This is a genomic window from Pseudarthrobacter sp. SORGH_AS 212, assembly GCF_030818145.1.
Lineage (GTDB): Bacteria > Actinomycetota > Actinomycetes > Actinomycetales > Micrococcaceae > Arthrobacter.
Window position 1 is genome coordinate 1,114,964 of the sequence record NZ_JAUTAA010000001.1, and the last position, 14,175, is coordinate 1,129,138.

Here is a 14,175-nt window from a genome sequence, read left to right on the forward strand (position 1 = left end):
CCCGGCGCTCAATCCCGTTTCAGGCTCCACGTGGCACCGTCCGGGCCGTCCTCCACCACCACGCCGGCCTCGTTGAGTGTGTCGCGGATGGCATCGGATGCTGCCCAGTCCTTCCCGGCGCGGGCTGTGGCGCGGGCGGCAAGCTGCGCCTCCACCAGGACAGCCAGTGCTTCGGCTTCGCGGGTGCTGGCTTTTTCCGAGCCGGCGACGGCGTTGAGCCCCAGCACGTCGGTCATGATAACGACGGCGTACATCGCCTTCCGGGCGGAGTCGTCATCCCCGTCGGCGAGGGCAGTGTTTCCTGCCCGCACCGTCTCATGCAGTGCGGCCAGGGCGCGCGGGACGTTCAGGTCGTCGTCCATGGCGGCATAAAAGGCCTCAACGCTGCCCGTTGAGGGGCCGTAGTCTCCTGCCACGAAGCCGAAATCTGTACCGAAGCGCGCCACGGCCTTTGCCAGGAACCCATCGATTCGTTCGACGGCGGCAGCGGCCTCCTGCAGGGATGTGGGGCGGTAGTCCAGGATCGACCGGTAGTGGGCCTGGCCGAGGTAGTACCGCACCACCCGGGGCGAGGCGAGTTTCAGCATTTCGGTGGGGCTGATGGTGTTGCCGATGGACTTGGACATTTTTTCACCCTCATAGGTGACCATGCCGTTGTGCATCCAGAAGTTGGCGAACCCGTGCCCGGCGGCCTGTGACTGCGCCATCTCGTTTTCGTGGTGCGGGAACCGCAGGTCCAGGCCGCCGCCGTGGATGTCGAATTCCGTGCCAAGGTACTTGGTCACCATCGCCGAGCATTCCAGGTGCCAGCCGGGGCGGCCGGCCCCCCATGGGGACGCCCAGCTGGCGGTGGCAGGTTCGCCCTCTTTGGAACCCTTCCACAGCGCGAAGTCGCGGGGGTCCCGCTTACCCCGGGGGTCGGCGTCGGCTGCCGCCTGCATGTCATCAATGTTCTGCCGCGTCAGGGCACCGTACTTGCTCCACGAGCGCACGTCGAAGTACACGTCACCGGAATCATCCAGCGCCGGATAGGCGTGTCCGCGGTCGATCAATTGCTGGATCAGGGCGTGCATTTCCGGGATGTGGCCGGTGGCCCTGGGTTCGTAGGTGGGGCGGGAGACACCCAGCGCGTCGTAGGCCTTGAGGAATTCCTGTTCGTAGCGGTAGGCCAACGCCCACCATTCCTCGCCCGGAACCTCGCCCGGTTCCGGCTGGAAACCGGAGGCGAAGGACGCCTCTGACTTGGCGAGGATCTTGTCGTCAATGTCCGTGACGTTGCGGACCACCGTGACCCGCAGCCCGCGGTGGGTCAGCCAGCGGGTCAACTGGTCGAACGCGATGGCGGAACGGATGTGGCCGACGTGGGGCATGCCCTGCACGGTCGCCCCGCAGTAGTAGAGGCTGGCCCTTCCGGCTACGAGGGGGACGAAGTTCCGGACTTCGGCGGAGGCAGTGTCATAGAAGCGCAGGGTCACCGCTCCAGATTAGCCGATGCAGATTAGCCGGCTGATTCGGTAAGGCGCGGGTACACCAAGGCGGTGGCCACAGCGGAGATCCCTTCGCCGCGGCCCGTGAATCCGAGGCCGTCGCTGGTGGTGGCAGTGACGCTGACCGGGGCGCCGGCGGCGTCGGACAGGACCTGCTGCGATTCCTCCCGGCGGGGTCCGAATTTGGGGCGGTTCGCCACGAACTGCACCGCGATGTTGCCGATTTCAAAGCCGGCCGCCCGGACAATCCGCGCAGCCTCAGCCAGCAGGGTTACTCCTGACGCGCCGGCGAACTCAGGCCGGTCAGTGCCGAAGTGGGTGCCGAGGTCACCGATGCCGGCGGCAGAGAACAGCGCATCGGCAGCAGCGTGGGCTACCGGGTCGCCGTCAGAGTGTCCGGCAAGGCCACGCTCGCCCGGCCAGAAGAGCCCGCCCACCCAGAGTTGGCGTGCTTCCCCCTCCGCGGCGAAAGCGTGGACGTCCAGGCCAATTCCTGTACGGGGAATGATCATGCCCTCCGCGCTCATCCCTCCACCCACCGGGCTCCGAGGGGACCTTCCAGGAGCCCTTCGGCGAAGATCAGGTCCAGGGGTGTGGTGATCTTCAGGGACTGGGTGGAACCGCGCACCACGTAGACGTCGGTACCGGCCATCTCGACGAGCATCGCATCATCAGTGACGGCGGCTGCCTCCGCCGGTTCCAGCGCCTGCGCTGCCTCGTGGGCGCGGCGCAGGGTCTCCGCACGGAAGCCCTGCGGCGTCTGCACGGCGCGGAGGTTCTCGCGTGCGGGGGTCCCGGCCACCATTTCGGGCGCGACGGCGTTGTCCCCGGCGGGAGTGGGCGTCACGGTTTTGACGGTGTCCACCACGGGAACGGCAGGGATCACAGCTTCGGCCCCGGCCGCGAGTGCGTCTACCACCCGGTGGAAGACCCCTTCCGGGGTTAGCGCCCTGGCGGCATCGTGCACCAGGACAGCGTCGATTCCGTCCATCAGGGCACCAATGCCCTGCCGGACCGAGTCCGCGCGGGTGGGACCGCCGTCGACGACGGTCAGGAGCGGGCCGCCGTCGGCCAGTTCTTCCCGGAAGCTGTCGCAAAGGGAGCGCAGGCCGTCGTCGCCTTCGGGCAGGACCACGCAGACCTGGGTGGACACCCCGGATGCGACGATGCCCCGGAGGGCATGCATCAGGATGGTTTCGCCGCCCAGGGGCACGGCTGCTTTGGGCATGCCGTAGCCCAGCCGCTGTCCCGAACCTGCAGCCACCAGGATCACCGCGGTGACCGGGCGGGATGGTGTTTCGCTCATGCGGACTAGCCTACGTCCCGCGTGCCCGATGCGTCCCGACGCAGTCGCCGGAGGCACGCCGGGGGTGTTTTCGGGCAAAAAGAAACCCCGGCCGCACTTCCGTGCTGCCGGGGCTCAATTCTTAGGAAGCCAGGACCTCGTCGAGAACGCTTGCAGCCTTCTCCTCGTCGGTCTTTTCAGCCAGCGCCAGTTCTGAGATCAGAATCTGCCGGGCCTTGGCCAGCATTCGCTTTTCGCCTGCGGAAAGGCCCCGGTCGTGATCCCGGCGCCAAAGATCGCGAACGACCTCTGCCACCTTGATGACGTCACCGGAAGCAAGCTTCTCCAGATTTGCCTTGTACCTGCGCGACCAGTTGGTGGGCTCTTCGGTGAACTCGGCGCGGAGCACATCAAATACGTGCTCCAGGCCTTCCTTGCCCACTACGTCCCGGACCCCAACAAGGTCAACGTTTTCTGCTGGAACTTCAATGGTCAGATCACCCTGAGCCACCTTGAGCTTGAGATACATTTTCTCTTCGCCCTTGATGGTGCGCATCTTGATTTCTTCAATCTTCGCAGCACCGTGGTGAGGGTAAACTACTGTCTCGCCGACCTCAAATACCATGTGGACATTTCCCCTTTCCCGCAGACCAGTTTATCACGATTCAGGCATATGACCGGCCGCGGAAAGGGTCCTCAACCGCAGAAATACGCGGAAAATCGGCCCAATCGACCCCCTCCACCCCCTTGACGAACGCGGATAATAGTGCATCGCGCATGCGCTGCCAAGGATGATATGACGCTCCCGAATCCGCGTTTGAGCCCCTTTGCGGATAGGCTATGGGCTGAATAATGTTTCAAGACTCTCGAGGAGTACGTGACGTGCGTTTCACTGCGATGAACCGGGCCCGGCGGGGCAAGATGGCACTGACGGCCGCCGTTGTAGGCGTGGGCCTGCTGACCGCGGGCTGCGGCTACATCACGCCCCAGCAGACAAACCATCAGTACTCCGCTTCGGACGGCATCCGTGCCGACCTCGGCCCGCTGAAGCTCCGGAACATCCTCATCGTCTCCGCGGGTGAGGACCAGCCCGGCCGCGTCATCGGTGCTGTCTACAACTCCTCGTCCAAGGACGTGAAGCTGACCATGAAGGGCGCAGAGGGATCGCAGACCGAAGTTGCCGTCAAGGCGAACTCGTACACCCTGCTCAACGACACCACTGACGAAGCCATCCTCAGCACCACCGGCGGCAAGGCCGGTTCACTGGTTGATGTCCAGGTCAGCGAAGACGGCACCAACGTGAACAGCACCGTGCGCGTGCCCGTCCTGGACACCACCCTGCCCGAGTACAAGGAATACCTTCCGGCCGGCAGCACGCCTTCGCCGAGCACCTCGGCCACGCCTTCTCCGTCCGCTTCGGAGAGCGCCGCAGGCCACTAGCACCCGGCTGAAGCACTTCAGCAGAACAACAAAAAGGGAGGGGCCGTCCGGTCCCTCCCTTTTTGCTGCCCCGGTGCCAGGGGCTACCCGCTTGTCCGGAGCCACTTATAACCGGCGGGACAGGATTCGCAAAGGCCTACGGCTCGAACTTGTAGCCCAGGCCGCGCACGGTCACCAGGAACCGGGGCGCCGAGGGGTCGGGTTCGATCTTCCCGCGCAGCCGCTTGACGTGGACGTCCAGGGTCTTGGTGTCCCCCACGTAGTCGGAACCCCAGACCCGGTCGATCAGCTGGCCACGGGTCAGCACCCGGCCCGAGTTGCGCAGCAGCATCTCCAGGAGCTCGAACTCCTTCAGCGGCAGCAGCACCTGCTCGCCGTCCACGCTCACCACGTGGCGTTCAATGTCCATCCTGACCGGTCCGGCCTGGACGGTGGAGGAAATCAGTTCCTCGGGCTCGCCCTGGCGGCGCAGCACCGCCCGGACGCGGGCCACCAGTTCGCGCGAGGAATACGGCTTGGTGACGTAGTCATCCGCGCCGAGCTCCAAGCCCACCACCTTGTCGATCTCGGAGTCCTTGGCCGTCAGCATGATCACCGGGACGGTTGATCGCTGCCGGAGCTGCCTGCAGACCTCGGTGCCGGACAGCCCGGGAAGCTGCAGGTCCAGCAGCACGAGGTCGGCGCCGTTGCGGTCAAACTCGGTGATGGCATCGAGGCCGTTGTCCACGACCTCCACCTCAAACCCTTCCTTGCCCAGCAAATAGGACAAAGGATCGCTGAACGACTCCTCGTCCTCCACAATCAGAATCCTGCTCAAGCGCTAGCTCCTCGTTCTTTAGCGCCGGCGGCGCGGGGTATTGGGGTGACGGCGGGCTGTTCGGTGGCATGTCCGGCCGGCCCCGTTGCCGGGACAGTTGCGGACGGAAGGTCGGTGTCGCCGTCGGGCCCTGCCTCGGGCCCTTCCATCTCGGGAAGCCGGAGCGTGAAGGTGGAACCCTGGCCCGGCTGGGACCACAGCGTCACCTCGCCACCGTGATTGGAGGCGACGTGCTTGACGATGCTCAGGCCGAGGCCGGTGCCGCCGGTGTGGCGGGACCGGGCGGAGTCCACGCGGTAGAACCGTTCGAAGACCCGTTCCTGGTCCTCGGCGCTGAGGCCCTCGCCCTGGTCCGTCACCGAAATGGAAACGAGTCCTTCCTTGGAACGGACGCCAATGCCCACACGGGTGTTTGGCGGTGAGTACCGGATGGCGTTGTCGATCAGGTTGCGCAGCGCGGTGACCAGGAGGTCCTGGTCACCGAAGACCTTCTCCTCGGTGCGGCCACCCACCACGATGGTGATGTTCTTGCTTTCGGCCGGCAGCTGGGACCGGTCCACGGCCTCGGCGATCACGGCATTGACGTCAACGGGACCGCCTTGCTGCACCACGCTGGCGCCCTGCAGGCGGGAGAGCTCGATGATGTCCTGCACCAGTGCGGCCAGGCGGCCGGACTCCTTATGCATGCGCTTGGCGAAGCGGCGGACTGCCAGTTCGTCGTCGGCTGAGGATTCCAGTGCCTCAGCGAGCAGGGAGATGGCGCCCACAGGCGTCTTCAGTTCGTGGGAAACGTTGGCCACGAAGTCGTTGCGGATTTCCTCGGTCCTGGTGATCTCCGTGCGGTCATCGGCCAGGAGGAGGATATATTCCTCACCCAGCATGGCTGCCCGGACCTGGACGATGATGGTTCCCTGCCCCAGCGGCCCCCGCGGCAGCTCAAGCTTCTTTTCGAGGATCACGCCGTCGCGCCGTACACCCGCCGTCATGTCCAGCAGTTCTTTGTGGACCACCGTGTGGCCGCGGACCAGGCCGTAGGCGTACGCGGCAGGACTTGCCCGGACCACGCCGTCCACAGCGTCCACCACCACAAAAGCGCGTCCGACGACGGCCAGCACCTCGGCGGCACCGTCCGGCAGTCCCGGCTCGTCCCCGTCCATGTCCAGCAGCTGGCGCTGCTTTTCGCTGACCCGGTAGGCGAGCACACCGAACGTGCCCAGCGCCAGGCCGACGAGGCCCGCGATCAGGCCGATGAACATTGGATCCACAGGTCCACCTTATGCTCTTGCCGGTGGCCCAACGGCGCGTCCGGGCCCCCTGCGCCCACGGTTCAACTAACGTTCACCTGCAAGGGATCAACCGTTCACCGGATGCTGGCAGAGTATCCAGTTGGACTGCCGAATGGCGACAAGATTCCTGCTGCCCTCGTGCGGGCGTGCGGGAGTTCCAAGGAAAGGACGCCGACGTGCGTAAGGTTTTTCAGGAAGAACTCACCCAGGTCGGTGACCAGCTGGTGGAGATCTCCCGGCTGGTCAGCGAAGCGATAGCCAAGGCCACCACATCATTCGAGGTGGCGGACGTCGACCTCGCCCAGGACGTCATTGCCGCCGATGCGCGGATCGACTTCCTGCAGAACAGCCTCGACGAGCGGGCCATCGACATCCTCGCCCTCCAGGGCCCGGTGGCCAGCGACCTGCGGATGATCGTTGGATCACTGCGGATGAGCGCCTCCCTCGAGCGGATGGGTGACCTCGCCCGGCACATTGCGCAGCTGGCGCGCCTCCGTTTCCCGTCCACCGTGATCCCGGCTTCGATGACCGGGACGTTCAAGCAGATGGCGGAACTGGACCAGGTCATCGCCGACAAGCTGGCCGTCCTCCTGGAGACCCGTGACCTGGAAGTGGCCCGGGACATCATGAAGGCCAACACCGCCATCAACGACCTGCACCTCAGCGTGTTCAAGGCCATCGCCGCACCCGAGTGGGCCGAGTCCCCCGCCACTACCGTGGATGTGGCACTGGCCAGCCGCTACTTCGAGCGTTTCGCCGACCACGGTGTCTCCGTCGCCCAGAAGGTCAGCTACCTGGTGACCGGCGCCTGGCAGCCGAACGCCACCGAACACAGCTGAGCCCCGGCTCCCCCACGTACATACGACGGCGGGCTGGTCACCTGAGGTGACCAGCCCGCCGTCGTACGTTCTGCTGCCTTACTTCTTGCCCTGGTTGGCTACGGCCAGGATGGCCTGCTCGGCGGCCTCGGGGTCGAGGTAGGTGCCACCCGGCTTGACCGGCTGGAAGTCGTCATCCAGGTCGTAGACCAGCGGGATGCCGGTGGGGATGTTGAGGCCGGCGATGGCTTCGTCGCTGATGCCGTCAAGGTGCTTGACCAGCGCGCGCAGGGAATTGCCGTGGGCCGTGACCAGGACGGTCTTGCCCGCCTTCAGGTCAGCCTTGATGTCAGATTCCCAGTACGGCAGGATGCGGACCAGGACGTCCTTCAGGCACTCGGTGCGCGGCAGGGCATCACCAAGGTCCGCATAGCGCGGATCATGTGCCTGGCTGAATTCGCTGTCGTCATCCAGGGGCGGCGGCGGGGTGTCGTAGGAGCGGCGCCATTCCATGAACTGCTCTTCACCGTATTCGGCCAGCGTCTGGGCTTTGTCCTTGCCCTGCAGCGCACCGTAGTGGCGTTCGTTCAGGCGCCAGTCGCGCTTGACCGGGATCCAACCGCGGTCGGCCTTGTCCAAGGCGATGTTGGCGGTGTTGATGGCCCGCTTCAGCAGGGACGTGTACAGAACGTCAGGGAGGATGTTGTTCTCCACCAGCAGCTCGCCACCGCGTGCTGCTTCCCCGCGGCCCTGGTCGTTCAGGTCAACGTCCACCCAGCCGGTGAACAGGTTCTTGGCGTTCCATTCGCTGTGGCCGTGGCGCAGCAGAATCAGCTTGTAAGTCATGATTTTCATCCTAGCCGAGCAGTGTTGCCACCCGCCCAGCGTTACAGGGCCAGGGATGGTCATCGTCACACGGCAGCCCGTACCCCGGCTGGCGGCATCCCCGCGGCGGCGGGGATACAGTGGGGCGGTGGTGCAAAAGGCTGAACGGGTGAGTGGCCCCGAGATCACCGGCAGGAGATTGTCCGGCCGGCACGGCCGGCCGGTAGGCAACGTCACCCGCGGCACCACCAATCCCAACCGGATGCGCCGGGTGGACCGCTGGTTGGCCGGTCCCCAGGCCTGGCGGCTCAGCCGGGCCACAGACCCGCTGGTGGTGGACCTGGGCTACGGCGCGACGCCGGCCACCGCCGTTGAACTCTTTGAGCGGCTCGCCGCAATCCGTCCGGATGTCCGGTTCTGCGGGATCGAGATCGAGCCGGAACGGGTGCGTGCTGCCCTCCCCCTGCAGCGGCCCGGCCTCAGCTTCCACGTGGGCGGTTTTGAACTCCCCGTCCCCGGACGCCCCGTCCTGGTCCGGGCCTTCAATGTGCTCCGGCAGTATGAGGAGGCCGACGTCGCCGGGATCTGGCGCCTGGTGCAGGGCAGGCTGGCCCCTGACGGGCTTTTCATTGACGGCACCTGCGACGAGATCGGACGCCGCGCGACGTGGGTGGCCCTGGACGCGGAGCGCCCGCTGTCGCTGAGCATGTCGGTCCGGTTCGGCAGCTTTGAACTGCCCTCCGACGTTGCCGAACGCCTTCCCAAAGCCCTCATCCATCGCAACGTTCCCGGCGAACCGGTCCATGCGCTGATGCAGGCCATGGACAAGGCGTGGCTGGAGTGCGCCCCGCTGGCGTCCTTTGGAAACCGGCAGCGCTGGCAGGGTATGTGCAGGGCGTTACGCGACGCCGGCTGGCCGGTTCAGGACGGGCCCGCCCGGTGGCGGCTGGGCGAACTGACGGTGGACTGGGAAGCCGTGGAACCTCTGCCGTAAGCCTGATTCACGAATCGGCAGACGGCGGGTACCAGGTGTCCCCGTCGAACAGCTTGGGTGCGCCGGGGTTTACCAGGGGCCGTAGGGCCCCATGTTGCGGCTGCCGCCCCGGCCTGCGTCCTTGACCGCAGGGCGGACGTCGGCCAGGTAGACCGATGCGGCAACCACGGCGGCGAGGCCGAACAGTCCGAGCGTGCCGAAGATGCCGCCGCTGGCGAAGAGGGAGATGACACCTATCAGCGCGGCGCCGCCGGTCAGGGCGAGCCAGAAGGCCTTGGTCCGCTTGCCGGTCGCCTCAAAGGCGTTGGCCTTGTGGCGCGCGCAGTCTGCCAGGGCCCACAACTCCAGCCCCAGGGCAACCAGGGCAAGGATAAAGAACACTGCCTGTTCCACAGGCCGAATAATCAGTTCACCGTCCACAAGCCCAGCCTAGCCGTCCAGCGTGTCCAGCGCCTGCTCCAGGTCGGTCCAGAGGTCTTCCACGTTCTCAATGCCGACACTGAGGCGGATCAGGTTCCCGGGGACGCTGGCCGGCTCCGCGGTGTGCCGCCGCCTGCGTTCGATCAGCGATTCCACGCCGCCCAGCGATGTGGCGGGCAGCCACAGGCTGACTGCCTCAACGACCTTGTCGGCCGCCGCTGCGCCGTCGAGTCCGCCGTCGGGCGCCACCTGGATGCAGATGATGGAGCCAAAGCCCTTCATCTGTGCCGTGGCCCGTTCGTGCCCGGGATCGTCCGGGAGGCCCGGGAAGCGGACCGATTCAACCTTGGGGTGGGCGCTCAGCCGCTCCGCCAGGACCCTGGCAGACTCCTGGGACTTTTCCACCCGCAATGCCAGGGTACGCAGGCCGCGCAGCGCAAGCCACGCCTCGAAGGGCCCGGCGATCGCGCCGTGGATGGTCCGGTGGTGCAGGAGTGCGGAGCGGATGTCCGGGTTGGAGGTCACCAGGGCGCCCAGGACGACGTCGGAGTGGCCCGCCAGGTATTTGGTCACCGAGTGGAGTACGACGTCGGAGCCCAAGGCGAGCGGCTGCTGCACCAGCGGCGTCGAGAAAGTATTGTCCGTCACCACGATGGCGCCCGACGCGTGCGCGGCTTGTGTCAGCACAGGAATGTCGGCGATTCCCAGCATGGGATTGGTGGGGCTTTCAAGCCACAGCATGGCGGCGGCCTTGGCATCCGGGCCGCCCGGGGCGAGGGCCGCTTCAACGGCTCCGGTATCCGCGATGTCCACGGTCCGCAGCTCGATGAACCCCTTCTGGGCCAGTTCCGCGGCCATGACAAGGGTTCCGGAGTAGCTGTGGTTGGGCATCACCAACACTCCGCCGGAGGGGATCAGCGACAACGCTGAGCTGACGGCAGCAAGCCCGGACGCATAGAGCAGGCCGGGCAGGTCCGCTCCCTCAAGCTGGCCGAGGGCCTCCTCGAACGGGTCCCAGGTGGGGTTTGAGTACCGGCCGTAACCACGGTCTCCGGGGCCGAGCGGGCCTGTTCCGTAATACGTCGAGGACAGGACCAGGGGCGGATTCACCGGCTGGTCCCGTTCCCGCGGCGGACGGCCCGCGGCCACCACCATGGTTTCGGCGGACAGGCCCGCGGCCTGCTGTTCGGAAAGACTCATGGGGACAGCGTACTGTTCGTCCGCGGACCGCCGGAAAAGCCCGCGCGCAGCGTGGGACGCCGTGAAACTGTCCACAAAGCCCATGGCCGGGACCGTGTTTGTCCCGGCCGATCGGTAGGCTTGAACAGTGAACAAACAGAGTGCCGGACTTTTCATCGCGTTCGAAGGCGGCGACGGCGCCGGCAAGTCCACCCAGGCGGCAAGGCTCGCCGAAGCACTCGAAAGCCGCGGCCTTACGGTCCTCCGGACCCGTGAACCGGGCGGCACTCCCATCGGCGAGAAGCTCCGGTCCCTGGTCCTGGATCACGGCCATGGCCATATAGACGCCCACACGGAAGCGCTGATCTTCGCCGCATCCCGGGCGGCCCACGCCGGCCAGGTGATCCGCCCGGCGCTGGAGCGGGGCGACATTGTGCTGACCGACCGGTATATCGACTCCTCCGTCGCGTACCAGGGAGCCGGCAGGGACCTCGGCATGGACGCGGTCCGCTCGCTGAACGAGTGGGCCACTTCCGGCCTTCAGCCGCACCTCACCGTCCTGCTCGATGTGGAACCGGAAGTCGGAAGAAGCCGGCGCACAGCGGGAGACGCCACTGAGGACCGCCTGGAATCCGAAGCTGACGAGTTCCATGCCCGCATCCGGGACGCGTTCCTTGACCTGGCCGCGGCCCGGCCGGCGTCCTACCTGGTGCTGCCTGCCCGGCTTCCGGTGAACGACCTTGCCGCGATGATCCTCGATCGCGTGGCCGGCCTGCTGGGAGCACCGGGGAACGAACCGGCAGGTGCCGCACCCGCTGCCGGCGCGCACGGCGAGGGCACCCCATGACCGTGTGGGATGACCTCCAGGGCCAGCCCGCCGTCGTCGACCAATTGCGCCAGGCTTCCAGCGGCGAAGGCCTGACGCACGCATGGCTGTTCACCGGTCCGCCAGGGTCTGGGCGCTCCAACGCCGCCAAAGCCTTCGCAGCCGCCCTGAACTGCGACCAGGAAGACGTGAACCTGCGCGGCTGCGGCCATTGCCACGCCTGTCTGACCATTCTGGGTGAAACGCATTCGGACGTGACGTTTGTCCGGACGGAAAAGGTCACCATCACCATCGACGAAGCCCGCGACCTGGTGGCCACCGCCGGCAACAGGCCATCCGCCGGACGCTGGCGCATCATCGTGGTCGAGGATGCGGACCGGATGGCCGAGCGAACCACCAACGTCCTGCTTAAGGCCATCGAGGAACCGACGCCGCGGACTGTATGGATGCTGTGTGCCCCCTCGCCCGCCGATGTGCTGGTCACCATCCGGTCGCGCTGCCGCAGCGTGGCGCTGCGGCTGCCGCCCGCGGCCGACGTCGCGGAACTCCTGGTGAAGCGCGACGGCGTCGATCCCGCAGTCGCTGAACGGGCCGCCCGGGCAGCCCAAAGCCATGTGGGGATCGCCCGCCGGCTGGCGCGGGACCCTGCTGCGCGCGAACGCCGGCTCGAAACTGTCCGGTTTCCGCTGGGCCTGCGGGGAGTCACCGCAGCTGTCATGATGGCGGACAAGCTCGTGAAAATTGCCACTGCCGAGGCGAACAGCTCCAACGAAGAACGCGACGCCGCCGAGAAAGCCGCCTTGCTCGCCACCCTCGGCGCACCTGAATCCGGCACCCTTCCACCTGCCATGCGGGCGCAGGTCAAACAGCTGGAGGACGACCAGAAGCGGCGGGCCAAGCGTTCGATTACCGATTCCCTGGACCGTACCCTCACTGACCTGATGTCCTTCTACCGGGACGTCCTGATCATCCAGATGGGGAATGCTGTTGAGCTGGTAAACGTTGAGTTGAGGGGTGAACTGGAGGAATTTGCCTCCCGTTCCACCCCGGAAGTCACGCTCGCCCGGATGGACGCCATCAACAAAGCCCGCGAACGCATCACCACCACGAACGTTGCCCCGCTGCTGGCCATTGAGTCCATGGCAGCCAGCCTGATCCAGCCTTCCAAGGAGACCCGATGACTGCCCGCCCCCTGCCCGTACGCCGCAGACCCCTGGTGTTCGCGGCCCGTGCCGCCGGAGCCATGGCCCTTGCCCTGGTGCTGGCGTCCTGCAGCCTCATCAACGGGGGCGACCGCCAACAGGAAACCGCCACAGCCAAGGCAGATCCCTCCATCGTGGCGTCTGCGCCCGCGGGGCTTGAGAAGTTCTACTCGCAGGAAATCGTGTGGGAGCCATGCGAAGGCCAGTTCCAATGCGCCAAGGTCACAGTGCCCATGGACTATGCGGCTCCCGACGGCGAAACCATCCAGATTGCCGCGCTGCGGGCTTCAAGTACCGGCAATAAGACCGGAAGCCTGCTGGTCAACCCGGGCGGGCCCGGCGCATCCGGCTATGACTTCGTGAAGGACGCGGCAGCCACCCACTTCTCCCAGCCCGTCCGTGACGCCTACGACCTCGTCGGCTTCGATCCCCGCGGCGTTAAGCGGTCCGCGCCGGTGACCTGCATGACGGACGCGGAACGTGATGCGGCAAGGGCCAAGATCTACGACCTGGAGACCGACGCCGGCCTCGCGGCGGCCCGGGCGGACAACAAGGCCATCGCCGAACAATGCGCTGAGCAGACCGGCCCCTCAATGGCCCACATCGATACCCAGAGCGCAGCCAGGGACCTGGACGTCCTCAGGGCCGTGGTCAACGACACGAAGCTGAACTACCTGGGCTACTCCTACGGCACGTTCCTCGGCTCGACCTACGCAGAGCTGTTCCCGAAGAACGTGGGCCGCATGGTGCTCGACGGCGCGCTGGATCCCTCAATCAGCAATGAGGAACTGACCAGCGGCCAGGCCGTGGCCTTCGAAAAGGCGATCCGCACCTACGTGGCCAGCTGCCAGCAGCAGAAGGAGTGCCCCCTCACCGGCGGAGTGGACGGCGGCGTCCAGCAGATCCGCGACCTGATCAGCGCAGTGGAGCAGCAGCCCCGCACCGCCAAGGACGGCCGGCTGGTCAACGCCAACATGTTTGTCAGCGGCCTCATCACACCGCTGTATAACGACCAGAGCTGGCCCGCCCTCACCCAGGCCCTGGACGCGGCGATGACGGGAGACGTGAGCCTGATGCTTCGCCTGTCCGACCTCGGCGCCGACCGTTCCACCAACGGAAGCTACACCTCGAATTCGACGTTCGCCTTCAACGCCATCAACTGCCTGGACTACCCCATGGACTCCGATCCTGCGTCCATGCGGGCAGAGCAGCAGCGGCTGATGCAGCAGTCCCCCACCCTGGGCTACTTCTTCGCCTACGGCGGCATCAACTGCGCCGACTGGCCCTACAAGAACGTTCGTACGCCTGCACCCGTCCAGTACACGGGTGAGTCGCCGATCGTGGTCATCGGCACCACCGGTGATCCGGCCACCCCTGTGGAATTGGCATCGTCGCTGCGGAAACAGCTCGGCAACTCCTCGCTCCTGACGTGGAAAGGCGAGGGCCACACGGCCTACGGCCGGGCCAACAGCTGCCTCGAGGACAAGGTGGACAGCTACCTGGTCAGCGGACAGGTTCCGGCCGACAACACGGTGTGCTGAAGGCCTCACCCACGGCAGCGCCCGCCATTTTGACCCGGGCGCGGAGACTCCATTA

General features: G+C 66.3%; 15 protein-coding genes. 6 read left to right on the forward strand and 9 right to left on the reverse strand.

The features are described from left to right. Nucleotides 1-8: 8 nt before the first annotated feature. From cysS to QE394_RS04930, 4 genes are all read right to left on the reverse strand, one after another. Nucleotides 9-1,475, reverse strand: a complete 1,467-nt coding sequence (gene cysS, locus QE394_RS04915; RefSeq protein WP_056076533.1) for a cysteine--tRNA ligase — start codon at nucleotides 1,473-1,475, stop codon at nucleotides 9-11. Between the two features lie 23 nt (nucleotides 1,476-1,498). Next, the gene (gene ispF, locus QE394_RS04920) at nucleotides 1,499-1,999 is read right to left on the reverse strand and encodes a 2-C-methyl-D-erythritol 2,4-cyclodiphosphate synthase (RefSeq protein ID WP_349033882.1); all 501 of its coding nucleotides are present in this window, start codon (nucleotides 1,997-1,999) and stop codon (nucleotides 1,499-1,501) included. Between the two features lie 11 nt (nucleotides 2,000-2,010). Further along, nucleotides 2,011-2,793 carry a 2-C-methyl-D-erythritol 4-phosphate cytidylyltransferase gene (ispD, locus tag QE394_RS04925; protein WP_056076537.1) on the reverse strand — a complete coding sequence of 261 codons (783 nt, stop codon included), beginning with the start codon at nucleotides 2,791-2,793 and terminating at the stop codon, nucleotides 2,011-2,013. A 121-nt stretch (nucleotides 2,794-2,914) separates the two neighbouring features. Further along, nucleotides 2,915-3,397, reverse strand: a complete 483-nt coding sequence (locus tag QE394_RS04930) for a CarD family transcriptional regulator (protein WP_011690592.1) — start codon at nucleotides 3,395-3,397, stop codon at nucleotides 2,915-2,917. 272 nt (nucleotides 3,398-3,669) lie between these two features. Between QE394_RS04930 and QE394_RS04935 the strand changes: the two genes are divergently transcribed. Further along, the gene (locus QE394_RS04935) at nucleotides 3,670-4,212 is read left to right on the forward strand and encodes a hypothetical protein (protein WP_056076539.1); all 543 of its coding nucleotides are present in this window, start codon (nucleotides 3,670-3,672) and stop codon (nucleotides 4,210-4,212) included. Nucleotides 4,213-4,348: 136 nt separating this feature from the next. Here QE394_RS04935 and QE394_RS04940 read toward each other — a convergent pair whose 3' ends face one another. Both QE394_RS04940 and QE394_RS04945 read right to left on the reverse strand, forming a co-directional pair. Continuing rightward, nucleotides 4,349-5,029, reverse strand: a complete 681-nt coding sequence (locus QE394_RS04940) for a response regulator transcription factor (RefSeq protein WP_056076541.1) — start codon at nucleotides 5,027-5,029, stop codon at nucleotides 4,349-4,351. After that, nucleotides 5,026-6,285: an ATP-binding protein gene (locus tag QE394_RS04945; protein ID WP_349035375.1), complete on the reverse strand. Its 1,260-nt coding sequence runs from the start codon at nucleotides 6,283-6,285 to the stop codon at nucleotides 5,026-5,028. Before QE394_RS04945 ends, QE394_RS04940 begins: the two co-directional genes overlap by 4 nt. A gap of 206 nt (nucleotides 6,286-6,491) precedes the next feature. Between QE394_RS04945 and phoU the strand changes: the two genes are divergently transcribed. After that, entirely contained in the window at nucleotides 6,492-7,154 is a 663-nt protein-coding gene (phoU, locus tag QE394_RS04950) for a phosphate signaling complex protein PhoU (protein ID WP_056076545.1), read from the forward strand. Between the two features lie 78 nt (nucleotides 7,155-7,232). Here phoU and QE394_RS04955 read toward each other — a convergent pair whose 3' ends face one another. Continuing rightward, the gene (locus QE394_RS04955; RefSeq protein ID WP_056076547.1) at nucleotides 7,233-7,979 is read right to left on the reverse strand and encodes a phosphoglyceromutase; all 747 of its coding nucleotides are present in this window, start codon (nucleotides 7,977-7,979) and stop codon (nucleotides 7,233-7,235) included. Nucleotides 7,980-8,127: 148 nt separating this feature from the next. On the opposite strand from QE394_RS04955, the gene QE394_RS04960 reads away from it, so the two are divergent. Beyond that, the gene (locus tag QE394_RS04960; RefSeq protein ID WP_261620688.1) at nucleotides 8,128-8,952 is read left to right on the forward strand and encodes a class I SAM-dependent methyltransferase; all 825 of its coding nucleotides are present in this window, start codon (nucleotides 8,128-8,130) and stop codon (nucleotides 8,950-8,952) included. Between the two features lie 69 nt (nucleotides 8,953-9,021). On the opposite strand, the gene QE394_RS04965 is transcribed toward QE394_RS04960, so the two are convergent. Continuing rightward, on the reverse strand, nucleotides 9,022-9,372 hold the full coding sequence (locus QE394_RS04965) for a DUF2516 family protein (protein ID WP_056076549.1): 351 nt from the start codon (nucleotides 9,370-9,372) through the stop codon (nucleotides 9,022-9,024). Between the two features lie 9 nt (nucleotides 9,373-9,381). After that, a complete protein-coding gene (locus tag QE394_RS04970; protein ID WP_261620689.1) occupies nucleotides 9,382-10,572 on the reverse strand; it encodes an aminotransferase class I/II-fold pyridoxal phosphate-dependent enzyme in 1,191 nt (396 codons plus the stop codon). 127 nt (nucleotides 10,573-10,699) lie between these two features. Here QE394_RS04970 and tmk point away from each other — a divergent pair, with 127 nt between their 5' ends. Genes tmk through QE394_RS04985 form a run of 3 tightly spaced genes read left to right on the forward strand, consistent with a single transcriptional unit; the run spans nucleotide 10,700 to nucleotide 14,120 of the window. Next, nucleotides 10,700-11,398: a dTMP kinase gene (gene tmk / locus QE394_RS04975; protein ID WP_349033883.1), complete on the forward strand. Its 699-nt coding sequence runs from the start codon at nucleotides 10,700-10,702 to the stop codon at nucleotides 11,396-11,398. Then, the gene (locus QE394_RS04980; protein ID WP_056076555.1) at nucleotides 11,395-12,558 is read left to right on the forward strand and encodes a DNA polymerase III subunit delta'; all 1,164 of its coding nucleotides are present in this window, start codon (nucleotides 11,395-11,397) and stop codon (nucleotides 12,556-12,558) included. Before tmk ends, QE394_RS04980 begins: the two co-directional genes overlap by 4 nt. Then, a complete protein-coding gene (locus tag QE394_RS04985; protein WP_349033884.1) occupies nucleotides 12,555-14,120 on the forward strand; it encodes an alpha/beta hydrolase in 1,566 nt (521 codons plus the stop codon). The genes QE394_RS04980 and QE394_RS04985 overlap by 4 nt, the downstream gene beginning before the upstream one ends. The last annotated feature ends 55 nt before the right edge of the window (nucleotides 14,121-14,175 follow it).